Annotated in this window: 25 protein-coding genes; 3 read left to right on the top strand and 22 right to left on the bottom strand. The window is 36.1% G+C overall.

What is annotated here, in order from left to right:
- Positions 1 to 8: 8 nt before the first annotated feature.
- From LT143_RS03335 to LT143_RS03355, 5 genes are all read right to left on the bottom strand, one after another.
- Entirely contained in the window at positions 9 to 497 is a 489-nt protein-coding gene (locus LT143_RS03335; protein ID WP_246939651.1) for a hypothetical protein, read from the bottom strand.
- A gap of 120 nt (positions 498 to 617) precedes the next feature.
- Entirely contained in the window at positions 618 to 1,091 is a 474-nt protein-coding gene (locus tag LT143_RS03340; RefSeq protein ID WP_272495674.1) for a CcdC family protein, read from the bottom strand.
- Positions 1,092 to 1,197: 106 nt separating this feature from the next.
- Positions 1,198 to 1,557, bottom strand: a complete 360-nt coding sequence (locus LT143_RS03345) for a response regulator (RefSeq protein WP_336296587.1) — start codon at positions 1,555 to 1,557, stop codon at positions 1,198 to 1,200.
- A 50-nt stretch (positions 1,558 to 1,607) separates the two neighbouring features.
- On the bottom strand, positions 1,608 to 2,030 hold the full coding sequence (locus LT143_RS03350) for a Na(+)/H(+) antiporter subunit B (RefSeq protein ID WP_246939654.1): 423 nt from the start codon (positions 2,028 to 2,030) through the stop codon (positions 1,608 to 1,610).
- A gap of 72 nt (positions 2,031 to 2,102) precedes the next feature.
- Complete coding sequence (locus LT143_RS03355; RefSeq protein WP_246939657.1) at positions 2,103 to 2,810, bottom strand: cytochrome c biogenesis CcdA family protein; 708 nt, start codon at positions 2,808 to 2,810, stop codon at positions 2,103 to 2,105.
- Between the two features lie 353 nt (positions 2,811 to 3,163).
- Here LT143_RS03355 and LT143_RS03360 point away from each other — a divergent pair, with 353 nt between their 5' ends.
- A complete protein-coding gene (locus tag LT143_RS03360) occupies positions 3,164 to 3,331 on the top strand; it encodes a Spo0E family sporulation regulatory protein-aspartic acid phosphatase (protein ID WP_246939660.1) in 168 nt (55 codons plus the stop codon).
- Positions 3,332 to 3,434: 103 nt separating this feature from the next.
- Here LT143_RS03360 and LT143_RS03365 read toward each other — a convergent pair whose 3' ends face one another.
- The 9 genes from LT143_RS03365 to yneA form a co-directional block, all read right to left on the bottom strand.
- On the bottom strand, positions 3,435 to 5,237 hold the full coding sequence (locus tag LT143_RS03365; protein WP_246939663.1) for an ABC transporter ATP-binding protein: 1,803 nt from the start codon (positions 5,235 to 5,237) through the stop codon (positions 3,435 to 3,437).
- Positions 5,238 to 5,240: 3 nt separating this feature from the next.
- Entirely contained in the window at positions 5,241 to 6,989 is a 1,749-nt protein-coding gene (locus LT143_RS03370; RefSeq protein ID WP_246939666.1) for an ABC transporter transmembrane domain-containing protein, read from the bottom strand.
- Between the two features lie 166 nt (positions 6,990 to 7,155).
- Entirely contained in the window at positions 7,156 to 8,226 is a 1,071-nt protein-coding gene (gene mnmH / locus LT143_RS03375) for a tRNA 2-selenouridine(34) synthase MnmH (RefSeq protein ID WP_246939669.1), read from the bottom strand.
- A gap of 93 nt (positions 8,227 to 8,319) precedes the next feature.
- The gene (locus LT143_RS03380) at positions 8,320 to 8,538 is read right to left on the bottom strand and encodes a YneF family protein (RefSeq protein WP_246939672.1); all 219 of its coding nucleotides are present in this window, start codon (positions 8,536 to 8,538) and stop codon (positions 8,320 to 8,322) included.
- A gap of 74 nt (positions 8,539 to 8,612) precedes the next feature.
- On the bottom strand, positions 8,613 to 9,053 hold the full coding sequence (sirA, locus tag LT143_RS03385; RefSeq protein WP_246939675.1) for a sporulation inhibitor of replication protein SirA: 441 nt from the start codon (positions 9,051 to 9,053) through the stop codon (positions 8,613 to 8,615).
- Between the two features lie 138 nt (positions 9,054 to 9,191).
- Positions 9,192 to 11,195, bottom strand: a complete 2,004-nt coding sequence (gene tkt / locus LT143_RS03390) for a transketolase (RefSeq protein ID WP_418909798.1) — start codon at positions 11,193 to 11,195, stop codon at positions 9,192 to 9,194.
- A 75-nt stretch (positions 11,196 to 11,270) separates the two neighbouring features.
- On the bottom strand, positions 11,271 to 11,507 hold the full coding sequence (locus LT143_RS03395) for a DUF896 domain-containing protein (protein WP_246939681.1): 237 nt from the start codon (positions 11,505 to 11,507) through the stop codon (positions 11,271 to 11,273).
- A gap of 74 nt (positions 11,508 to 11,581) precedes the next feature.
- Positions 11,582 to 12,226: a YneB family resolvase-like protein gene (locus tag LT143_RS03400; protein WP_246939684.1), complete on the bottom strand. Its 645-nt coding sequence runs from the start codon at positions 12,224 to 12,226 to the stop codon at positions 11,582 to 11,584.
- Position 12,227: 1 nt separating this feature from the next.
- Positions 12,228 to 12,557 carry a cell division suppressor protein YneA gene (gene yneA, locus LT143_RS03405; protein WP_246939687.1) on the bottom strand — a complete coding sequence of 110 codons (330 nt, stop codon included), beginning with the start codon at positions 12,555 to 12,557 and terminating at the stop codon, positions 12,228 to 12,230.
- A gap of 157 nt (positions 12,558 to 12,714) precedes the next feature.
- Between yneA and lexA the strand changes: the two genes are divergently transcribed.
- A complete protein-coding gene (gene lexA, locus LT143_RS03410) occupies positions 12,715 to 13,338 on the top strand; it encodes a transcriptional repressor LexA (protein WP_246939690.1) in 624 nt (207 codons plus the stop codon).
- Between the two features lie 84 nt (positions 13,339 to 13,422).
- On the opposite strand, the gene glnA is transcribed toward lexA, so the two are convergent.
- The 4 genes from glnA to hflX form a co-directional block, all read right to left on the bottom strand.
- The gene (gene glnA / locus LT143_RS03415) at positions 13,423 to 14,757 is read right to left on the bottom strand and encodes a type I glutamate--ammonia ligase (RefSeq protein WP_246939693.1); all 1,335 of its coding nucleotides are present in this window, start codon (positions 14,755 to 14,757) and stop codon (positions 13,423 to 13,425) included.
- A gap of 30 nt (positions 14,758 to 14,787) precedes the next feature.
- Positions 14,788 to 15,189 (bottom strand): MerR family transcriptional regulator, encoded by a 402-nt coding sequence (locus LT143_RS03420; protein ID WP_246939696.1) that lies wholly within the window; start codon positions 15,187 to 15,189, stop codon positions 14,788 to 14,790.
- 142 nt (positions 15,190 to 15,331) lie between these two features.
- On the bottom strand, positions 15,332 to 16,597 hold the full coding sequence (locus LT143_RS03425) for a methionine gamma-lyase family protein (RefSeq protein ID WP_246939699.1): 1,266 nt from the start codon (positions 16,595 to 16,597) through the stop codon (positions 15,332 to 15,334).
- 13 nt (positions 16,598 to 16,610) lie between these two features.
- Complete coding sequence (gene hflX, locus LT143_RS03430) at positions 16,611 to 17,873, bottom strand: GTPase HflX (protein ID WP_246939702.1); 1,263 nt, start codon at positions 17,871 to 17,873, stop codon at positions 16,611 to 16,613.
- Between the two features lie 259 nt (positions 17,874 to 18,132).
- Between hflX and LT143_RS03435 the strand changes: the two genes are divergently transcribed.
- Positions 18,133 to 18,765 carry a trimeric intracellular cation channel family protein gene (locus tag LT143_RS03435; protein ID WP_246940369.1) on the top strand — a complete coding sequence of 211 codons (633 nt, stop codon included), beginning with the start codon at positions 18,133 to 18,135 and terminating at the stop codon, positions 18,763 to 18,765.
- 178 nt (positions 18,766 to 18,943) lie between these two features.
- On the opposite strand, the gene spoVK is transcribed toward LT143_RS03435, so the two are convergent.
- From spoVK to mutL, 4 genes are all read right to left on the bottom strand, one after another.
- The gene (spoVK, locus tag LT143_RS03440) at positions 18,944 to 19,894 is read right to left on the bottom strand and encodes a stage V sporulation protein K (RefSeq protein WP_246939706.1); all 951 of its coding nucleotides are present in this window, start codon (positions 19,892 to 19,894) and stop codon (positions 18,944 to 18,946) included.
- A gap of 793 nt (positions 19,895 to 20,687) precedes the next feature.
- Positions 20,688 to 20,924: an RNA chaperone Hfq gene (gene hfq, locus LT143_RS03445; RefSeq protein WP_246939708.1), complete on the bottom strand. Its 237-nt coding sequence runs from the start codon at positions 20,922 to 20,924 to the stop codon at positions 20,688 to 20,690.
- Positions 20,925 to 20,963: 39 nt separating this feature from the next.
- Entirely contained in the window at positions 20,964 to 21,899 is a 936-nt protein-coding gene (gene miaA / locus LT143_RS03450) for a tRNA (adenosine(37)-N6)-dimethylallyltransferase MiaA (RefSeq protein ID WP_246939711.1), read from the bottom strand.
- 195 nt (positions 21,900 to 22,094) lie between these two features.
- Positions 22,095 to 23,975 carry a DNA mismatch repair endonuclease MutL gene (gene mutL / locus LT143_RS03455; protein ID WP_246939714.1) on the bottom strand — a complete coding sequence of 627 codons (1,881 nt, stop codon included), beginning with the start codon at positions 23,973 to 23,975 and terminating at the stop codon, positions 22,095 to 22,097.
- Positions 23,976 to 23,990 lie beyond the last annotated feature (15 nt).

The raw sequence follows: 23,990 nt of genomic DNA on the forward strand, positions 1-23,990 counted from the left end.
GTATAGACTTATTCATGTTGATCACCTATTTTGTATGTAAAGGAAAATGATTCACCATAACGGTTTGAGTATAGCGTCAAACTTTCTATACCGTCAGGGAGATTGCTAAAATCATAATGACCTGTTGTCCTGAAAAGGTTTGATGTTGCACCCCCACCATTTGTTATAACCTCTGTTTCTCCATCTTTTGTAACAACTTTTAAAGAGGGCCTATTCGGAATAGAATGATGTAACAGATTATGAGAGCTTACAATAATGCTAGCGTCATTTGTGCTAGAATGATAGATTAACCCTTTTGACTTTATTACACGATCAAAATAGATCTGCTGATCGTCATCTGCTTGATAATACGTTCCATCCTGTATGGCATTACTTATTTCTTTTGTATAATTAAAGAAACGATCGATTGGCAGTAAACTTGTAATAGAGATAAATAAGATGTAAGCAACTAACAAATATTCCACAACAGTAATTAATCGAATGAGGATCAGACGCATACCATCCATCCTTTGCTTGATTTTAGATAGTTTAAGTGTAACAGTAGAAAAGAAACTAATAAAGGAAAATTTCCCCATAAAAAAATACCATATCCATATTAAGGATATAGCATTTTCCTTTTAAACAACCGGCTGCTGAAACAGTTGATCATTAAGTTTTTTAAACGAATAATACATGGCTATTCGCCACGGAATAATCATACCTAGTGCTAATAAATAAAACATTCCACTTAATTCACCAACATCTATGGTTGAGCTAAGGACAAATTTAAGGATAATACGTAATAATAGTAATCCAAATAAGATAAATATAAATGCCTTTGAACGCTTTAAGTATATTTCATTGTCCCTTACCTCAAACTGTGATGTTTTTATTAAAAAAATGGAAAAAACAGCACCAACACTTACCGCTTCTAGAACTTGTAGTGGTGTTACCTGAAACATCGGAAATAAAAACATAAGTGAACCTGTACTCATAAACAATGGTGGCAAGATAATTTTTTTTACTGTAGCAGGCTTTTTAGCTGCTCTTAAACGAATAATAATTACGAGAATTGCCATAAATATGGCCGCTAATGATGAAAGTATTACCAACTAAATCAATCCTTTATCTACCTTTAAGTCTACTTACTCTTTTATTATTATAACTCTATTATGATAAAAAAAGCCATTTAAGTTATAACTTAAAATGGCTTTTTCATTAACCTAATACTCGATTAATAGCTTCAAGAACCCGGTTCTCTTCAAAAGGTTTAACAATAAAGTCTTTTGCGCCTGCTTCAATAGCCTCCACGACCATCTTTTGTTGCCCCATCGCAGAACACATAATTACTTTTGCCTGAGGTGCTTTCTTTTTAATTGCTTTTAAGGCGTCAAGGCCATTCATCTCTGGCATGGTAATATCCATTGTTATTAAATCTGGCTGGAGTTGATCGAATATGCTAATAGCATCAATTCCGTTCTCCGCCTCTCCTACTACCTCATGATTTCCTTTTTCTAAAATAGTGGTTAATGTTAATCTCATAAATTTTGCATCATCTACTACTACGATTCTCGCCACAGATAGATACCTCCTGAACTAGCACAACTCATTTAACTCTATGTATAGATTTATCGATCTTCTGCAATGGATAAAATAATGGTCATCGTAACTCCAATTACAGTTAAGTATACCCCCACATCAAAAAGAACGGCTGTAGCTAAGTGCGATTTTCCTAAAATCGGCAAGTAGAAATATCCATCTGTATGGCTTAAAAACGGTTGCCCAAATATAAAAGAACCTATACCTGTAGCAACTGCAATGGAAAGTCCGATAGCTACTAAAATGGTGAACGGCACACGGAATACTTTATTTATGGGACCAATTCCATATGTTAAATACATTAAAATGATGGCACCAGATGTCATCAACCCTCCGATAAAGCCTCCACCTGGCATATTATGCCCGGCTAGAAATAGCTTAAAGGAAAAAGCTAATATGATGAATACAATAATATTTGTGGTCGTTTTTAGAATTAAGTCGTTGGTCCTCATTCATCTCTCCCCCAATACTAATAAGCTTTCCTTTCATTATAATACAAATTCAAACTTTGTGCAGATTCTCTGTTAAAAGCCTGTAAATCCACCGAACATATTTGTAAAGTATATCGTAATTCTTGTCATCCAATCAAAAAATAAGAAAATACCCATTACAATCATAAGGTACCCCCCAATTTTCATTATACGTACATTATGCTTCTTAATCCAAGTCAGCTTCCCAACAAAGAAGGAAAGGATAAAGAAAGGAATGGCAAATCCTAAAATATACGCGATCATATATAGCATTCCTGATCCAGGATTAGACGCTGCAAGTGTAATCACAGATAAAAGTATAGGACCAGTACATGGTGTCCACCCAGCTGCAAATGCAAGACCGATTAAAAAGGAACCGATAAAACCTGAAGGGCGGTTCTTAATATTCACTCTACGATCCTTCATTAGAAATTCAGGTTTTAACAGGCCAACCACCACAAATCCTAAAAATACAATAAGGATTGCTCCTAGTTGTCTAATTAAGTCTTGATAGTTCGCAAAAAATTGACCTACATATGATGTCCCGAAGCCAATTGCAATAAAAATAACAGAGAAACCTAATAAGAAAAACGCTGTGTGTAGAAAACTCTTTGTCTGTAACATCGCATTTTCATTTTTTAATTCACTTACACTGATACCAGTTATATAAGATAAAAAGGCAGGATATAGTGGTAAACAGCAAGGTGAGACGAAAGATAAAAAACCTGCACCAAATGCTAATAATAAGTTTAAATCTGTCACGTTAAAACATCCCCCACTCTTCTGATAGTTTTATTTTATCAAAAATTGACTACTTTAGCCTTAATTAAGCATGACAGCTTTGTGTCAATGTATTTCTTTATGGCTAATTCTAAAACATTGTTGTTTTTTAGACTTCTTTTTCCTGAAGTTAAGTTTAATGAAAACAATAAAATGACGTATATTCATTATAAAAGAGTCTTATATCACTATATGTTACACCCCATAAATGTTCTACTTTAATAGATGTTGGTTAGGATTGCCGATTGATTCTATCTAAATTTGTCAGTATAATATTTTTATCAAATATATGACTTCTGAATTAAAAATTACTATAAAAAAGAGAGGTTTACGATATGGGCAAACAAGAATTACTACAACAAATAGAACATAAGCGTCATGAACTGTTCCAAGTCGTTGCCAAATACGGACTCTCATCTGATAAGACAATTGAATCTAGTAAGCAATTAGATGATCTTCTAAATACCTACAACCGCCTACATCTGAAGACGATATCACAATAAAAAACACTAGGAACCTAGTGTTTTTTTGTTTGGCAGGTTTACTGGAGAATACCTCCTAACATGTTGTAGAGATATTCTCAAGACGTCTAAACTGGCATGTGTTTTACGAGACGATATCTTCAATCTTATCAGTTGCCTGATTTTGAAGAACATACATTTTATAGTATAGACCTTGCTTTTCAAGTAGCTCCTGATGTGTTCCCCGCTCAGTGATTTCCCCTTGATGCAGGACTAAAATCTGATCTGCGTCCTGTATGGTGGAAAGACGATGAGCAATAGCGATTGTTGTTCTGCCTTTTCTCATTTTTGCTAAAGCCTCTTGGATATATCCTTCTGTTTCACTATCAATATTAGCTGTTGCTTCATCCAGAACTAGTATCTTAGGATTAGTGGCGATTGTTCTTGCAAAAGCAACAAGCTGTCTTTGTCCACTAGAAAAAGTCGTACCTCGTTCTGAAAGTTCATAATCATATTGATTTGGTAATGTTTCAATAAATTTATCTGCCTGAACAAACTGTGCTGCTTCTTTAATTTCATTGTCTGAAATGTCTGGATTATATAACTGAATATTCTTTTTAACAGACCCAGCAAATAAAAATGGATCTTGTAAAACTAACCCTATTTTCTTTCGAAGTTCCTCATCTTGAAATTCCTTTAATGATTGATCGTCAATTAATATTTCTCCGCGATTAATTGTATAGAATCTCATAAACAAATTAATAATCGAACTTTTACCGCTACCTGTATGCCCAACAAGGGCAATCGTTTCTCCTGGGTTTGCGACAAATGAGATATTTTTTAGAACATCTCTTTTACCATCATAGGAAAAGCTGACATTTTTAAACTCTATCTTTCCCTGTTCAATGGATAGTTGCTTATTTCCAACAGCTGTAGGAGCTGTTTCTGGGTCGTCCAATAACTCAAACACTCGAGTCGCCGACACAATTGCCTGTTGATACATAGAGAGTCTCATCATCATTTGATTAACGGGTTCAAAGAAACGTTCTAGATAGTTAATGAAAGCATACAATACTCCAATCTCAATTGGACTGTTAAATGACTGTATACCAAAGAAGCTTAAAACTAGAATTAATGAGCAGACATAGATAAAATCAATAGCTGGTCGAAGTAGCAAGCCATTTAACTTAATGTTCTTTACCCCTGCAGCGTAATGTCCTTCATTAATCTCTACAAATTCTTTTCTAAGCCTTTTTTCTTGGCGAAAGACTTGGATGATTGCCATACCCTGTAAGGATTCATTTAGTTTCGCGTTAAGTTGACTTAATTTTTCTCTTAGATCATGAAAGTAAATCGAGCTATACTTTCGGTAAGCTTGCATAATAAGAAAGATTATAGGAATGATTGCTAAACAGAAAAGTGCTAGCTTTACATTCAATAAGAACATCGCAATGAAAATTCCAATTAAAAACACAATATTTTGAACGAATACCGATAATACGTCTGTAAAAAATTCTTTAATTGATTCTGTGTCATTCGTTACACGAGATACAATACTTCCACCTGGAGTTTGATCAAAGAATTTAAGACCTAACTTTTGAACCTTACTAAACACATCTACCCTTAATTCTTGAATAATTGTAAGGGCGATTTTATGAAAAACAAATAATTGGAAGTATTGAATAATAGTCTTTGCTACTAACACTCCTACATAAAAAATGGCTAGCCACATGATAGGCTGGAACGGAAAACTTTGCTCAACTAAATAGTCATCAATAAATACTTTAATCAAGTATGGCCCTAAGATCTCACCTAAAGTCCCAAAAATTAATAGTACAAAAGCACCCAATAATGCTTTTTTATGAGGTTTGCTGTAACTAAGTAATCGATGAAGTACTTTTCTTTGTTCTTTTGACTGCTGATGAGTAGATTGTTCATTTACATCCATAATCTATCCTCCATGCTCTACGAGTGATTCTAGTTGCTGGCGATTGTACATATCCTTGTACCAGCCTTCTTCTTTCATTAGATCGTAATGAGTTCCTCTTTGAACAATCCGTCCTTGATCTAACACAATAATTAAATCAGCGTGCTCAATGGCACTTAATCGATGTGAGGTAATAATAGTTGTTTTTCCAGATCGATTATTCTTTAAAGAAGTTAAAATACTTTCTTCTGTCTTAGCGTCTACTGCTGATAATGAATCATCCAATATTAACACTTCAGGTTCAACAATTAGCGCTCTCGCAATTGAAATTCTCTGTTTTTGTCCTCCTGATAGTGAAACTCCGCGTTCCCCAACAACTGTTTCGTATCCGTCAGTAAATTGGATGATATCGTCATGAATATTAGCTAGCTTAGCTGCATCAATAATTTCTTGGAATGATGATTCAGGTTTAGCAAATGCAATATTATCAGCAACCGTAGCAGAAAATAGAAAATGATCCTGTGGGACATAACCGATAGACTCTCGTAATGCATTTCTGTGATAGGCAGAAAGCGTTAGATTACCATAATGAATGGACCCCTCATATCCCTCAAACTCACGAAGTAATAATTTAAGTAAAGTTGTTTTCCCTGAGCCTGTTTTCCCTACAATACCTAAAGTTTGTCCCTGATTTAAAGTAAAGTGAATATCCTCTAAGACAACCTTATCACTTGTTGGGTAGACAAACGAATCAATAGCATATCTGATGGAGCCAGACGGTCGGGAAGTGAGAGCATTGTCCTGATCAATGATGTCTTCTTGTTCAGATAATAGACCTTGAACACGGTCATATGAAGCTCTTCCACGTTCAACTATATTGAATAACCAACCAAATGCCAGCATTGGCCAAATTAGTAAGCCTAGATATGTTGTAAAGGAAATGAGCTGTCCAATCGATAACTCACCAGATAACACAAAGCGTGAACCAAAGACAATTGCTAAAATAAAGGAAATACCTACAATAAAGGATATGGTTGGATCAAACAATGCATCAATTCTTGCAACAGATACATTCTTATTTACTACATCTTTGGATTGCTGTACAAATTCTTCTGTATCTTCCTTCTCTTGACCAAACGTTTTAATTACTTTTATTCCTGTTACACTTTCCTGAACCTTATCATTTAAGGTAGAGAAAGCTTCTTGTGCCTTATGAAACCTATTATGTAGAAGTGTTCCATAATAATTTGTTAAGATTGCCATAAACGGCATCGGAATTAAACATATTAATGTCAATTTCCAGCTAATTGTTGTAGCCATAGCAATAATGACAAAACTTCCTGTAATAATGGAATCAACTAATGTTAGAATTCCATCTCCAGCTGTTTGTTGAATAGCCTGTAGGTCATTGGTTGAATGAGCCATTAAGTCACCTGTACGTCTTCTTTGATAAAATTGTTGCGACATCTTGGTGAAGTGCTCATATAATCGATTACGTAATAATCGTGCTAATCGAACTGAAGCACCAAAAATCATAATTCTCCATAAATATCTAAGCAAATAGACAGAAACCGCCATTGCTAATAAAATACCAAGCCATTGAAATAAAATTTCATTTGACAGTGTCTTGTTATTAATGTGGTCAACTACAATACCAATTACCATCGGTGGTAAAAGTTCTAATAACGCAACAAACGCAAGTAATACTACTCCAAACCCATAGGATTTCTTTTCAGCTTTAAAGAACCACCACAAATCTTTGAAAATACTCATGTCTACACCATCCTAGTTACATTTCGAAGATTAGTTTAGCATAGATTCTTTAGAAAGATTATAAATTTTACAAAAAATTGTATTATTAAAATAAATCACTAGGTATATGTAGATAAAAACAGAATAATTAATTACATAAACAGCAAAAAAAGGAGCAACTGCTCCTTTACACCAATGTATAACTTGACACTAATTCATTAATTTTACGTTGAACTTGCTCTACTCCATCCTCTAGCGATGTAATAAATAATCTGTGGACAGGAGTTGTGTACTTTTTAGAAGTATATTCGTATTTGGGGTCATAATAATCCCTCAGGAAAACCTCTACTACTGAATGGATCTTACCTTGATGTAACTTCTCTAGCATCGTCTCAAAAGTTTGAGGAGGGAAATGCTTCTTCAATCGGAAAATAGCGTGTTCAAATTCCTCCTTATTCTTTTCATATTGATAAGTGGCACAAATTGTTCTTGCTCTTTCTGATAACTCCATATCAATATGAATCCGACTACCGTTTTCCTTACCTTCTAGTAAGAAATCAGGTAGAACAATACTACCTAATCGTTTGCTTTCTGCTTCAATTATATAATAAGGTGAATCTGTCAGCTCAATTAAACGATGGTACAACAAACTCTCAAATTCCTTTTGACTTCTTGGCTTTAAGCCAATCTGTCCAAATATAGAACCACGATGACTCGCTAATTCTTCAATATTAATTACTGGGTATTCACGTTTTTGTAACTCAGCTAATATATCCGTCTTTCTTGTACCAGTAAGTCCCTCTACTACGACAAATCTCTTTGAAAAATTTTTAGTAGCATGTAATTCATTTATGATCAATTGACGATACGATCTAATCCCTCTATCTAATTGTAGTATAGGAATATCAAGTGCTCCCATCATGGTTACAATAGATTTACTCCTCATTCCACCACGCCAACAGTAAACAACCAATGGTTTTGATGTATCTTGTAAATGGAAGCTTTTTATCTTCTCATAAAAATGAGGAAGTTTGGACGAGAGTATTTCTACTCCGATATCCTTTGCTTGATCATTACCCTTTTGTTTATATATAGTACCTACTTTGGCACGTTCTTCGTCTGAAAAGATAGGCAAACTGATCGCACCTGGAATGTGAAACTCTTCGTATTCACTAGGAGAGCGTACGTCAATAAGCTTATAGGTATCTGCCAAGACTTGCTCGATTGAGATTTTTGGTACCAAAAGTTTTGTGTCCATTTCTTTCATTCCTTTTATCTTGAATAAAACATATTATATAAAACACCGTATAAAAAGAAAAGCACTCAGTCTATAGTGAGTGCTTGTCCATTTTTATTTCATTTGGTTATTCATAGCCTTCATCATTTGGTTAATCTTCTTCTGAGAAGGTTTTTGGCCCATTTGCATCATCATCGCACGAAGCATTTGCTCGTTAATTGGCGGGTTTTTCTTTAAGTAATTCATCATGTATTGACGTGCTATAAAAAATCCTAGTGCTACCCCAGCAACTAATGCTAGAACACCAACTAGAATACCTACCCATAATTCCATGAATCTTCCTCCTTCAAGTTGTCTATACTACAGTGTACTAAAACCTAATCCATTATACAATATGAAAGTAATAATTACACAAATTTTCGTTGCTTCACTGGTGAAATCCAACCAAAACTAGCCTGTTTCACATTAACAGCTAAAAATCGTGAATCCCATTTCTTTAATAGTTCAAAAAACACCATTTCAGCTTCATATTTCCCTTTTGCCACTAATGTCATACTTCGTTCAGAAACAGCCAGGCAAGCAAAACTTCCACTATCTTGCCCTTCAACACAGTGTCCATTTATCGTAAAATGATAGCTTTTGTTTTGTTTTAACTCTGATTCTATAAACTGATTGAAATGGATAGATGGAATTGGCTTGGTGATATAGTCTACTTGTTTAGAAAGGATGGTTTTCAACTCTCCCCTAGCAACGTTAGATTCTGCAAAAAGATTATAAAACATTCCTTCTCTACCAAAATAATGGTGAGCAAACTCTTCCTCCATCCAGTAGATCGTATATTCTCTCATTCCCTTCCCCCCTAATCACCTTATCGTATGGATATTATAGCAGAAGCCTATTAAAAAATTTGTCTATCGGTCGGGAGAGGAATAATGTTTTTTTGTCGAAAAAAAGCCCCCTATCAACAGATAAGAGACTTTTACTATTTAACCTTTTATTAATTGTTTAGTTCGATTAACCACATTTTCTACTGAGAATCCGTATTCTCTCATCACGATGTCTCCAGGAGCAGAGGCACCAAAAGTATGGATACCAATAATTTCTCCTTCATCTCCAACATAGCGCTCCCACCCAAGTGGCATAGCCATTTCTATCCCTAAACGTTTTTTCACCGATTTAGGTAGTACAGACTCTTTATATTCGTTTGATTGTTGTTCAAAGCGATACCATGATGGCATACTTACAACAGAAACTGATATCCCTTCTTCGTTTAATACTTTTTGCGCTTCTACAGCCAACCCAACCTCTGATCCAGTTGCAAGTAATAGTGCATCCGGAACTTCTTTTGTACTCTTAGACACTACATAAGCGCCGTTCTTTACTCCCTCATATGCTTCTTCCTTCGTTGAATCTAAAGTAGGAAGATTTTGTCTTGTTAGGACTAGAGCTGTTGGTGTATGTGTTGATTCAAGAGCTAATTTCCATGCTGCAACTGTTTCATTACCGTCTGCTGGTCGAATTACATCTAAACCTGGCATAGAGCGTAAGGACGGAAGTTGCTCGATAGGTTCATGTGTTGGGCCATCTTCACCAACTGCAATACTATCATGTGTAAACACATATGTTACAGGTAGTTGCATTAAAGCCGCTAAACGTATGGCAGGACGAAGGTAATCAGAGAATACAAAGAATGTTCCTCCATAAACCTTTACACCACCATGAAGAGCTAAACCGTTTAGAGCTGCTCCCATTGCAAATTCACGTACACCAAACCAAATATTTCTACCGCTGTAATCCTCGCTTGTGAAATCAGCTGCACCTTTAATTAAGGTTTTGTTAGATCCAGCTAAATCGGCTGATCCACCAAAAAAGAATGGAAGATTTTTTGCTATAGCGTTAAGAGCCTCACCTGATGAAGCACGGCTTGCTAATGCTTTACCTGATTCGTAGACAGGAAGATCCTTATCCCAACCTTTAGGAAGCTCACCATTTATAGCAGTCTTAAGTTCAGCAGCTAACTCTGGATAAGCCGATTCATACTCTGCAAAGATTTGATTATATTCAAGCTCTGCTTTCTCACCTTTTTCAACCACTTCTTTTTTAAAGTGGTCATATACTTCATCCGGCACATGGAAGTCTTGTTCAAATGTCCATTTATAAGCCTCTTTTGTCAGTTTTGTTTCTTCAGCTCCAAGTGGAGAACCGTGGACATCAGATGTACCTGACATATTAGGAGAACCATATCCTATAGTAGTTTTAACTTCTATTAGAGTAGGACGATTTAAATCTGTTTTTGCTTCAGATAATGCACTTGATAATTCTTTAATATCGTTGCCATCCTCAACGCGAATCACTTGCCATCCGTAAGCTTTAAAACGACCTTCTACGCTTTCTGTAAATGCACGATCAAGTTCACCATCTAAGGAGATATCATTTGAATCGTATAATACAACAAGTTTACCTAGACGGAGATGAGCAGCGAGAGAAGCGGCTTCAGCTGAAACTCCTTCCATTAAATCGCCATCTCCACAAATTGTATATGTAAAGTGGTCAACAAGATCAAATCCAGGTTGGTTGTATTTAGCAGCTAGGTGCCTCTCTGCCATTGCCATACCAACTGCCATCGCAATACCTTGACCTAAAGGTCCAGTTGTGGCTTCAACACCAGGTGTATGTCTAAATTCAGGGTGACCTGGAGTCTTACTCCCCCATTGACGGAAATTTTTAATATCTTCCATTGATAAATCATAACCAGATATATGTAATAAACTATATAGAAGCATTGAACCATGGCCAGCAGATAACACAAAACGGTCTCTATTAAACCATTGTGGGTTTTTTGGGTTGTGATTCATAAATTGCGTCCAAAGTGTATATGCCATCGGCGCAGCACCCATTGGCATTCCAGGATGTCCTGAATTTGCCTTTTCTATCGCATCAATTGATAATGTTCGAATTGAGTTAATTGATAATTGATCAATTGTTTCCATAACATTCATCCTTTCAATTAAAAAATTTATTTTCATCATATCCTTTAATTTGATGATGAACAACCTAAATTATTACTAATGAAGATTTTTTCTATTTTCTTTACTGTTTCTTAATTTTTCAGGTGTAACATCATTACCCTTTTCATCTACAACTTTAATAGAATGTAAATGCTCAACCATTTGCCCTCTAAAAGCTTTTATGTATTCTTCTCTAAGCTTTTTTTGTTCTTCTGCTTCAGGACCAGTAAGTCCTACCTCTTTTGACTTCTTTGATAGATGGTTTATTCTTGCTAGTTTTTCCTGTGATATCATAGATTCTATACTCCTTTACAACCTTCTTAAACATATTGGTATCATACTAAAAGAACCTGCTTGTATCAAGCAGGTTACATTTTACCCTTTACATAATCATTATATCTTCGATTTATCGTTGCTTTTGAGATATTATACCCTAAACCGTTTAAAGTAGATGTAATTTCAGTAAATGTTAAATCATTTCTTCTAAGCCTTACAATTTCCTCAATCGGGACTTCAATTTTGTTACGGCCAGAACTATTATGAGTATTAGTTAAATTCTTAACTGGGTTATAGCCATCTCTCATTGCCTTTTGCATGCCTCTACTAATCTTAATATTTTGGAGTTTTCGTTGAAAATCCTCAACTAAACTTACAATGTTTAATACCATAGAGTCTCCATCAGAAAGTTCAACATCACCTTGATTAATGGATGCAATAATTTTTATACCTTCTTTTTGAAATAAGTGAATTAATGCAAGTTTAGCGTTCCCTCTACCTATTCGGGTATCATCTTGAACAAGTAGCACATCTATTCTATTTTCTTTAATAAGTTCAAGTATTTCAAAAATACCTTCACGGTTTATTTCAAAACCGCTCTCTTTCTCCTTAATAACTTTAATAACATTTAGATTCAGGTCATTTGCTAGTAGAGTTAACTCTTGCTCCTGTCTATGAAGAGAGGTTTCTTGATTACTTTTTTCGGTGCTTACCCTGGCGTAGATAACAGCATTCAACTTAATTAGTTCCTCCGTCAGCTAGCAAAAACATTGAATCGTCTTCTAACTCTTTTTTTACAGGTATAGTTATTGCAGTTCCTGCTTTTACAAAATCCGGATCAATAGAGTTATTTTTCTCAACCCAATGAACGAATTCCGAAGGAGTTAATGAATGTTCAGAAGAAAATTGTATGGCTAACTCCCATATGGATTGATTCTCGGTAATAACTACCTGTGCATAATTTTCTTCGATTCTATTATCACTAAGGAAGTAAGCTAATATAAAAAATACTGAAATACTCATAATAAAGACTATGTAAAATGATAGATTCATTGGTTTGATAGACATCTTCAAATTCCCCCAAATAAGAATGTTTGTTCCCTTTAATCAAATAATAATACGAACAAACGTTTTAGTCAATAGATTTTCTTCGAACTTATGTTTGTATATTTTATTGGAACATGCTATAATTTATGTAATATTATGGAGACATTGAGGTGTACCAATGAAGAAACTATCAAAGCGTCAACAAGATATACTTGAATTTATTAAGAAAGAAGTCCAACTAAAAGGATATCCACCTTCTGTTCGGGAGATTGGGGAAGCAGTTGGCTTAGCTTCTAGCTCAACTGTACATGGACATTTAGCAAGGCTAGAAAGTAAAGGGCTTATCCGTCGCGATCCGACTAAGCCAAGGGCGATAGAGATACTAGATCAAGAAATTGTACAACCTATTTCTACAGGCACTGTGATTAATGTTCCCATACTAGGAAAAGTCACTGCCGGTTTACCCATCACAGCAATAGAGAACGTTGACGATTATTTTCCAATACCAGATCGCTTTGTTTCACCTGATGAAAAAGTATTTATGTTAGAGATCATGGGTGATAGTATGATAGAGGCTGGAATATTCGATGGTGACCTCGTGCTAGTGCGTCAACAAAACACTGCAAATAATGGTGATATTGTTGTTGCAATGACTGAAGACGATGAAGCTACAGTAAAAAGATTTTTTAAAGAACGAGACTACTTCAGACTACAACCAGAGAATTCAACATTAGAACCCATTCTATTAAAGAGTGTCTCTATTCTAGGTAAGGTAATCGGGGTATATCGTACTCTTCATTAATTATTAAAAGAAGGCATTGTCTCTACAATGCCTTCTTTTCTTTTAGGTTTTTTACAAAAAAAAAGATGGCACAAGGCCATCTTTTTAGTAAATCGTCATATATTGCTCGCGCTCCCAAGGATGAACTTGAGTTCTGAACATATCCCATTCAATTTCTTTTGCTTCTACAAAGTGTTCTAGAATATGTCTACCTAGTGCATTAATGATTACTTCGTCAGTCTTCAGATTCTCTAATGCATGGAATAAAGTAGCAGGTAAATCAGCAATTCCGTTCTCTAAACGCTCTTCTTTATTCATGACATAGATATTGCGGTCAACTGCTTTTGGTGGTTGTAACTTATTCTTAATTCCATCAAGACCAGCTGCTAATAAAACCGACATTGCTAAATATGGGTTTGCTGCAGGGTCAACACTTCTAACTTCAACACGTGTACTTAATCCACGAGAAGAAGGAATACGTATTAATGGACTTCTGTTTCTAGCTGACCAAGCTACATAACAAGGAGCCTCGTAACCAGGAACAAGTCGCTTATATGAATTAACAGTTGGATTTGTTACAGCTGTGAAATTTGTAGCATGTTTTAAAATACCCGCAATAAACTGACGAGCAGTTTCACTCAATTGTAATTCTCCATTTTCATCAAAGAATGCATTTTCTCCATTCTTGAATAAGGAAACATTACAGTGCATACCTGAACCGTTCACACCAAAAAGTGGCTTTGGCATAAATGTAGCATGCAAACCGTGCTTACGAGCAATAGTTTTTACAACTAACTTAAATGTTTGAATATCATCACACGCTTTAAGAGCATTTGCATATTTAAAGTCGATTTCATGCTGACCTGGTGCAACTTCGTGGTGAGATGCTTCAATCTCAAAGCCCATCTCTTCTAGTTCTAATACGATGTCGCGACGACAGTTCTCACCTAAGTCTGTTGGAGCAAGGTCAAAGTATCCACCGGCATCGTTTAACTCTAGAGTAGGTTCTCCTTTTGCATCTAGTTTGAATAAGAAGAATTCTGGCTCAGGTCCAAGATTAAAATCGGTAAATCCTAGTTCTTCCATTTCCTTTAGAATACGCTTAAGGTTATTACGTGGGTCACCTTCAAAAGGTGTACCATCTGGATTATAGATGTCGCAAATTAAACGAGCTACTTTTCCTTTTTCAGCTGTCCATGGGAACACAACCCAAGTGTCTAGATCAGGGTATAAGTACATATCTGATTCTTCAATTCTAACGAATCCTTCAATTGAAGATCCATCAAACATCATCTTATTGTCTAAAGCTTTTTCTAATTGACTTACAGGAATTTCAACGTTCTTAATAATTCCTAAAAGATCAGTAAATTGTAAACGGATGTACTTAACATTCTCTTCTTGTGAAATACGGAAAATATCCTCTTTAGTAAATTTCGCCATACTACTATTCCTCCCCTTTATTAGTGATCCTTAATGAAAGAATCTCGACATATCCCCTTGCCGCAATGAAGTTCGGTTAAAGCGACCAGCTTGAATAAGTTCGGATTTTAATAGTTTTCGAAGCTCTTCGTCACTTAACTCTTTCTTTACGACAGATTCAGTGGTTGCTTCTTGCTGAGCTTCTTGTTGATTTGCTACTTGAAGGACTTTCTTAATTCCTGCCATGTTGACACCCTGATCGATCATTTCTTTTATCTCAAGTAATCGGTCTACATCATTAAATGAGAAAAGACGACGATTCCCATCGGTTCTAGCAGGTCTAACCAGATCATGTTCTTCGTAATAGCGGATTTGGCGTGCGGATAACTCTGTCAAGCTCATCACTATCCCCATCGGGAACAAAGGCATATTCCGACGTATGTTATCGCCCATAACCAATCCTCCTTTTTTTCTATCTCTATTTTATTGTATGCCATGTAAGAAAATGTGTCAATATAATGTTAGGTTTTATTACATGAACTCATTGTAAAAAGGGAATAATGTTTTGCCCTTTTTACATTTCCCTTACTTTTTATTATTTAAACAATCCTTTATCAATTAATGAATCTACTGCAGAACAGATCGCCATTTTTACATGTGTATAAGTAAGTCCCCCTTGCACATATGCAACATAAGGTGGTCTTAAGGGACCATCAGCTGATAATTCAATACTTGCTCCTTGAACAAATGTACCTGCAGCCATAATAACATCATCTTCATACCCTGGCATATAATTTGGGTATGGAGTAACATGGCTATTAATTGGAGATGCATATTGAATAGCCTGGCAAAACGCCACCATTTTCTCGCGATCATCAAATTGGACTGATTGAATTAAATCGGTTCTTTTGCTATTCCACTTAGGACTTGTATTAAATCCGAGTTTCTCTAGAAAAGCAGAAGTAAAGACTGCGCCTTTTAAAGCTTGGCTTACTGTGTGTGGTGCCATAAAGAAACCTTGATACATTTCTTGTAGACTATATAAGGAGGCACCCGCTTCAGCTCCTATTCCCGGTGATGTCATTCTGTAGCTACATGCTTCTACTAATGATTTTTTCCCTACAATGTAACCACCTGTTTTCACAAGTCCTCCACCAGGATTCTTAATTAGAGAGCCCGCCATTAAATCGGCACCTATATGACAAGGTTCAAGATCTTCTACAAACTCCCCATAACAGTTATCAACAAAGACTATAACGTCTGGCTTTATTGATTTAACAAACTCAACCATGGACTTGATTTCTTCAATTGTAAATGATGGTCTTGTTGCATAACCTTTAGAGCGTTGTATTCCAATCATCTTGGTAGTAGGTTTGATGGCTTCTTGAACTGCCTCGTAATCAATTTGGCCTTCAGGCGTTAGATGTACTGTATTATAATCAATCTTGAAGTCTTTTAACGAGCCAATTCCATTTCCTCTTAAGCCAACAATTTCTTCAAGCGTGTCATACGGTTTACCTGTTATGTACAATAATTCATCCCCTGGTCTTAAAATCCCAAACAACGAGATCGAGATTGCGTGAGTACCTGAGATTATTTGTGGCCTTACTAAGCCAGCTTCACCACCAAAGACTTCCGCATATATTTCTTCCAAAGTATCTCTTCCAATATCGTCATAACCATACCCTGTAGTTGGGATAAAATGTGAATCACTCACACGATGTTTGCGGTAAGCCTGTAATAGTCTAAACTGATTCTTTTCAGCATTAGTATCTATATTTTGAAATATTGATTGAATCATATTTTCTGTTTCATTTACGATGTGTTCAAGTTTCTCGCCGTGTTTCAAGTACTGTAACATGTTACTTCCTTTCTTATTGCATAAAATTCTTAAGTTGCTGTGTTATGGCCAATGTTGGTTGAATATATCCCTTACATAAATAACTGTTCTTTTCTTCATCAAAGGTAAGCTCCGTTAGTACAGAAGTGGATTTTAATTGTGCTAGTAGCTTTCCTTCTGAATTAGGAATATAGACTTTATATTCTTCCATACTATCCATCATTAATGATTGTATTAATAACTTTAATGAGACAAGATCATCTTCATTAAAGGCACTAATCAAGATAGATTCATGACCTGTTGACGGAACGAAGTCCGCATGTCTCTGGTCCCGTTTATTGTAGACCGTTAGTATCGGAATTTGGTCTGCTTTGAGCTCATCTAGAAGTTTATAAACTGTTTGTTCATGGTTAAAATAATCTGGATTAGAAGAATCTACAACATGTAAAATTAAATCAGCCTCCTTTGCCTCCTCCAAAGTCGATCTAAAAGCAGCAATTAAGGAGGTAGGTAAGTCTTGAATAAACCCTACAGTATCCGTTAATAGTGACGTGAACCCAGAGGGCAAAATACATTTTCTTGTCATTGGATCTAGTGTTGCAAACAGTTGGTTTTCTTCATAGGAATCGGCTTCTGTTAAGCGGTTAAATAAAGTTGATTTTCCTGCATTTGTATATCCTACTAGCGCAAGCTGAAACGATTGATTATGCTTTCTTCTCTCTCGATATCTCTCACGATGCTGAACAATACTTACTAATTGTGACTTAATATCATCAATTCGACGATGAATATGGCGGCGATCGGTTTCTAGTTTTGTCTCACCAGGCCCCCTCGTGCCAATCCCACCACCTAACCTAGAAAGTGACAATCCTTTTCCTACTAGACGTGGTAATAAATATTGAAGTTGTGCTAATTCGACTTGAAGCTTCCCCTCTCTTGAACGTGCTCTTTGAGCAAAAATATCCAAAATTAGCTGAGTTCTATCAATAACCCTTGCCTCTAAGACATTGGAGAGATTTCGAATTTGACTAGGTGATAATTCATCATTAAAAATAATCACATCTGGTTCAAGTTCTTCAGCTAACGAGACAAGCTCCTCTACTTTCCCTTTCCCTATATAGGTAGCAGGATGTACAGTATTTCTTTTTTGAGAGACCATAGATATGACCGTACCTTTTGCTGTCTTTGTTAATGAACCTAACTCATCTAATGAATATTGAAATCGGTCATCATCATCCATCGGGAGCTGGCAGCCAACAAGAATAACTCTTTCTAATTCTTGATCCGTAGTACCCATCTTTTATCCCCTTCCAGTCGTATTTCAAAGTAAAACCATCATACCAAAACTTAGTTTATTTAGAAACTCCTTCTAGTTTTTAAATACTTTTTATCTATAGGAATTTCTTTTTGGTTGTAAATCTCCGTTAAATTTAAGCATATAAAAGACACAGAGTTAATTAGACTATGTAAATTATTCAAAATGTATTGATTTCCTTCAGATACCTGATAGAATCATAACGAGCCATCTAAGATTGACATGAGAGGTAATGAATATGATTACGTGGGACGTTATGACCATAATTGGTACAATTGCATTTGCAGTGAGTGGCGGTATCATTGCAATGGAAGAAGAGTATGATATATTAGGTGTTTATGTTTTAGGGTTAGTCACCGCTTTCGGTGGTGGCGCCATCCGAAATTTATTAATAGGTGTACCTGTATCCGCCCTATGGGAGCAGGGGTACATGTTCCAATTGGCCATGTTATCCATTACTGTGATTTTTCTGTTTCCTAATGGTCTATTAAAGCATTGGAGACGCTGGGGAAACTTTTTTGACGCCATTGGACTTGCTTCATTTGCAATTCAAGGGGCACTATACGCTACTGAGATGGGCCACCCAATCAGCGCTGTTGTTGTGGCTGCTGTTTTAACAGGTAGCGGTGGCGGCATTATTCGTGATGTACTTGCCGGTAGAAAGCCCGTTGTGTTTAAAGCGGAAATATATGCGGTATGGGCTGCACTTGCCGGTTTATTAATTGGATTCAACATAATAAAAGGTTCGTATTCTCTTTATTTTTTATTTATAGCACTTGTCATCCTAAGGATGGCATCACTCCAATACAAATGGAGGCTACCTGTAAAAGCTATTGGGCAACAACAACAAAACAATCAACAAACCTTTATGTAAGCTTGGGATAATCCTAAGCTTTTTACTTTTGCCTTCTTGCATAATTTTATAACAGAATAATCTCAGATTCGCTCAATATTAACTTTCTGATTTTCTATAATCTATCGCTCTTGGTCTTGGTGTAGACTACACAAGAAAGGGTCCTTGTTGTTAAACAAGGACCCTATTTTTGGAGGAGCTAATGCTCCACACTAAAATCTAGATCATAACGTTGGATCAATAGAAGGTCTTGCCTGTCATAAGACTCATTACGTAATAATCTCATTGCTTGAGAACGAATTGTCTTTTCAATTACATTTCTTACATATCGACCATTACTAAATGATCTTGGATTTTGTAGTAACACTTCCCTTAAATGATTCTTCAGTTCCCATTCGGCGTCCTTAGTAAACTGATATTCTTTGTCCGAAAGCATCCTCTGGGCGATTTCCATTAGTTGTTCAACCGAATAATCCGGAAAGTCTAATACGACTGGAAATCTTGATTTTAGACCAGGATTTAAAGAAAGGAAGTTCTCCATTTCACGAGAATATCCAGCTAAGATCAAGATAAAGTCATGCTGTTTATCCTCCATATGTTTCACTAATGTATCAATAGCTTCCTTCCCAAAATCCTTCTCTCCACCTCTAGCTAGTGAATATGCTTCATCAACAAATAAAATTCCACCCATCGCTTTTTTAATAAGGTCACGAGTCTTTTGAGCAGTATGACCAATATATTCCCCAACTAAATCTGCTCTCTCAGCTTCGATTAAATGTCCTTTGGACAAAACATTCATTTGTAAGAACAGTTTTCCTAATAAACGGGCTACTGTTGTTTTACCAGTACCAGGATTACCCTTAAATAACATATGCAATACCTGCTTGCCTACTTTAAGCCCCTGTTCTTCCCTCTTTTTATTAATGTATAACCAGGCATAAATTTCCTTAACCATCTTTTTCATCTCGGTTAATCCAACAAGATTAGCCAATTCTTCTTCTATGTGTTTTAATTCAGGGTGCTTAACAGGCGCCTCAACCATAGGAAACGGTTCACGCTCCAATTTAGTGGAATGAGATTGTTGTTTTTTTTGATCATGCAGAATGATATTAATTTGTCCGTTATTTTTTAACTTTATTGGTTGATCCAAGGACTTTCACCTCTCATTTCCATACATTATACGTTGAAAGTTTAAGAAATGTGACAAAAGCCTAATTTTCTATAAAAAAGTTATTAAATAACCACATTCGTTAGACTATATTCTACAAAATCAAACCGATAAATGCTGAAATAAGCACAAAAATGTCTACACATGCGCTTTCCCAAGAAATAACCGAAAAGCGGAAGCGGCTTGCTCAGGCCCGACAAGCAAATGTTCCTGAGGCTAAGAAAAGGATGACTTTCCCTTTTATTAGACTCAGGGTTATTTGACTCGAGGGCCTAGCCGCTGAAGCTAGACAAACCGAAAAGCGGAAGCGGCTTGCTCAGGCCCGACAAGCAAATGTTCCTGAGGCTAAGAAAAGGATGACTTTCCCTTTTCTTAGACTCAGGGTTATTTGACTCGAGGGCCTAGCCGCTGAAGCTAGACAAAACCGAAAAGCGGAAGTGGCTTGCTCAGGCCCGACAAGCAAATGTTCCTGAGGCTAAGAAAAGGATGACCTTCCCTTTTATTAGACTCAGGGTTATTTGACTCGAGGGCCTAGCCGCTGAAGCTAGACAAAACCGAAAAGCGGAAGCGGCTTGCTCAGGCCCGACAAGCAAATGTTCCTGAGGCTAAGAAAAGGATGACCTTCCCTTTTATTAGACTCAGGGTTATTTGACTCGAGGGCCTAGCCGCTGAAGCTAGACAAACCGAAAAGCGGAAGCGGCTTGCTCAGGCCCGACAAGCAAATGTTCACACACCCTTTATTAAATCGAAGAAAAAAAACCTCGTTAGACGAGGTTTAAGATAACTGCTGATCAAGATCCAGCTGTACATTCTTTTGTGGTACAAATGTGGAAATGGCGTGTTTATAAATTAATTGTTGTTTCCCTTCAGATTCTAAAAGCACTGTAAAATTATCAAATCCTTTAACCATTCCCCTTAATTGAAACCCATTTAGTAAATATACTGTTACAAATGCGTTGTCTTTGCGTAGCTGATTTAAAAACTGATCTTGGATATTAATAGATTGTTTCATAATAAGTCCTCCTCATTTCTCTATACTTTTCTATTTCGATTAAACATTAAGCTTTCCTGCTATATATTGAATAATTTCAGTGAACTTTTTTTCATAAGCTTCATTTGTGAGGTCAAACCAGTTAACATCCATCTTATTTCTAAACCATGTTAATTGGCGTTTTGCATACCTTCTTGAATTTCTTTTCAAAAGTTCAATTGACTCTTCATAACTAATAAAACCATCAAAGTATTGGTATAACTCTTTATAACCAATTGCCTGGATAGATTGGACATCCCTTATACCCTTATCATACAACGATCTTACCTCTTGAAAAAGTCCTTCATCCACCATTTGATCAACCCGCTGATTGATACGAGAATATAATAATTCCCTCTCTAGAGTCAACCCAATTAATGCTAAATCATATAGTAATTCGTCTTCTTGTTCTTCCATGAAGTCACTCATTGGTTTTCCTGTTGTTATGTATACCTCTAGCGCTCTAATTACCCTACGATGATTATTGGGGTGAATTTTTTCTGCACTCTTAGGATCTAGAATTTTAAGGCGGTCCATTAAGACCTCAATGCCCTTAAGCTCCACTTCTTTCTCAAGCTCTTGTCTAACCTTTTCATTTGAACCCCTGTCAGAAAAATGATAATCATATATAACAGATTGTATATATAACCCCGTGCCTCCTACAATGATAGGAAGTTTACCTCGTTTGGTAATATCATGTATGACCGCTCTGACATCATGCTGAAACTCTGCTGCTGAATATGCTTCTGTTGGTTCTTTACAATTAATGAGATGATGTATTATTCCTTCCATCTCAGAAGGTTTCACTTTCGCTGTGCCAATGTCCATTGAACGGTATATTTGCATGGAATCTCCACTAATAATCTCCCCGTTAAATTTCTTTGCCAGCTCTATACTAAGCTTCGTCTTACCGACCGCAGTAGGACCGATAATGACAACAAGCTTTTCCTTACTCATTGTTCATCTACCTCATTCCTGCCGTTCTTTGCTATGGACTATTTTATCACAAAAATATAAAAAATTATGTAGAGATAGAGTAGCAACATCAAATTATTATGCCCAATTCCAGAAATTTCATTCTCCATTCAATAAAAATATTATATTCATACCCGCTCAAAATGACAAAAAAAGAAAGCTGCTTTTTGCAGCTTTTTACATGACTCGTTTAAATAGTTTTTCCATTTCATACGTACTGAAATGAACGATGATTGGTCTTCCATGAGGGCAAGTAAACGGGTCCTCTGATTGGCGTAAAGATTCAAGTAATGAGAAAATATCAGATTCACGTAAATAGTGGTTAGCCTTTATAGATCCTTTACAGCTCATCATGATAGCCGCTTCTTCTCTTAGCTTCTTAATGTCTATTTTTTTTGAAGTTAGGACTTGCTGAATAATCTCCTCTATTACTTCCTCTTCGAACCCTTTAGGAAACCATTGGGGGTGCGATCTAACAATATAGCTTTGAGGTCCAAATTCCTCTAGAAATATACCGACATCTGCTAAAATATCTTTATTTTCTTCAACTATGACATATTCATTATGGGAATATTCCAGAGTAATGGGAACTAATAAGTCTTGCAGTTCCCTTCTTACCTCTCCAACCTTGTCTCGAAAATACTCATACTTCACTCGTTCCTGAGCAGCATGCTGATCAACAATATATAGCCCATTCTCGTTTTGGGCTAAGATATACGTACCGTGCATTTGCCCAATTGGATATAGAGGTGGAATTCTATCTTTTTTATCATCAGTAGTAGATTCGTTTAACCCAGGTGTTTCGTGTATTATTTCCGTCAGCTCTTCTTCGTATGTCTGTGATCTTGTATCTACCGTTTCCTGTTGTTCATTAGTAATAATATTTAACGAGTTTTCTTCTTGGGTATCAAATAATCTTTCACTAGAGTTTGTATTCACTTTGGGCGTTGAAAGAAAATCAAACTCTCTCTGTTCCTTAATAAAAGTGGTCGGACTATGAGTAAAGGTAAACGATTCTTGGACACTATCATTCTTCTTCACCGTTTTAGGAGCTTGAACAGTTGGAATAAGCTGTTGTGCCTTAAACGCCGATTTAATACCTTCTTTCAAAAGTTCATTTAATTCAGCATCCTTACTTATTCTTACCTCGAGTTTTGCAGGATGAACATTTACATCAACAAGTAACGGATCCATTTCAACTTCTAAAAGTGCTATGGGGAAACGGCCAATCGGCAATAACGTATGATATCCTTCTTGGATAGCCTTACTAATAGGAAAGTTTTTTATAAAACGACCATTTATAATAACAGACAAGTAGTTACGCGAAGCCCTTGTTACCTCTGGCAACGAGATATAACCTTTAACTTTAAAATCTAAGGAATCCAACTCTAATGGTATAAGTTTTTTTGCAATCGACATGCCATAGATAGATGCTAATACTTGTAGAACATTTCCATTTCCATTCGTATAAAGTATTCTGTTTCCATTATGAGTTAACTTAAATGAAACTTCAGGGTAAGCCATTGCAATTCGATTTACCGTATCTGTAATATTACCGAGCTCCGTATGAATGGTCTTCATGTATTTTAATCTAGCAGGTGTATTAAAGAATAAGTTCTGAACAGTAATCTCTGTTCCTTTTCGACTATTCGTTTTCTCATGTTGAATTACTACTCCACCTTTTAAAGATAGATGAGTACCTGGACCATGCCCTGTTGAAGTTTTGATTTCTAGCTCAGACACTGAAGCAATACTCGGCAATGCTTCCCCTCTAAAACCCAGTGTTCGAATACGAAATAAGTCTATTTCATCTTTAATTTTACTTGTTGCATGCCTTTCAAATGCTACTAAACAATCATCTTCTTCAATACCATGCCCGTTATCTATGATTCTAATCTTAGAAAGCCCGGCTTCTTCTATTTCTATTTCAATGATTGTACTGCCTGCATCTATGGAATTCTCAACAAGCTCTTTTACAACAGACGCAGGTCGCTCTACTACTTCACCAGCTGCTATCTTATTGGAGAGTGAATCATCTAGTTTTCTAATGATCCCCATGTTCTTCTCCCCCTT

The organism is Bacillus pinisoli, assembly GCF_023036475.1.
Lineage (GTDB): Bacteria > Bacillota > Bacilli > Bacillales > SA4 > Bacillus_BS > Bacillus_BS pinisoli.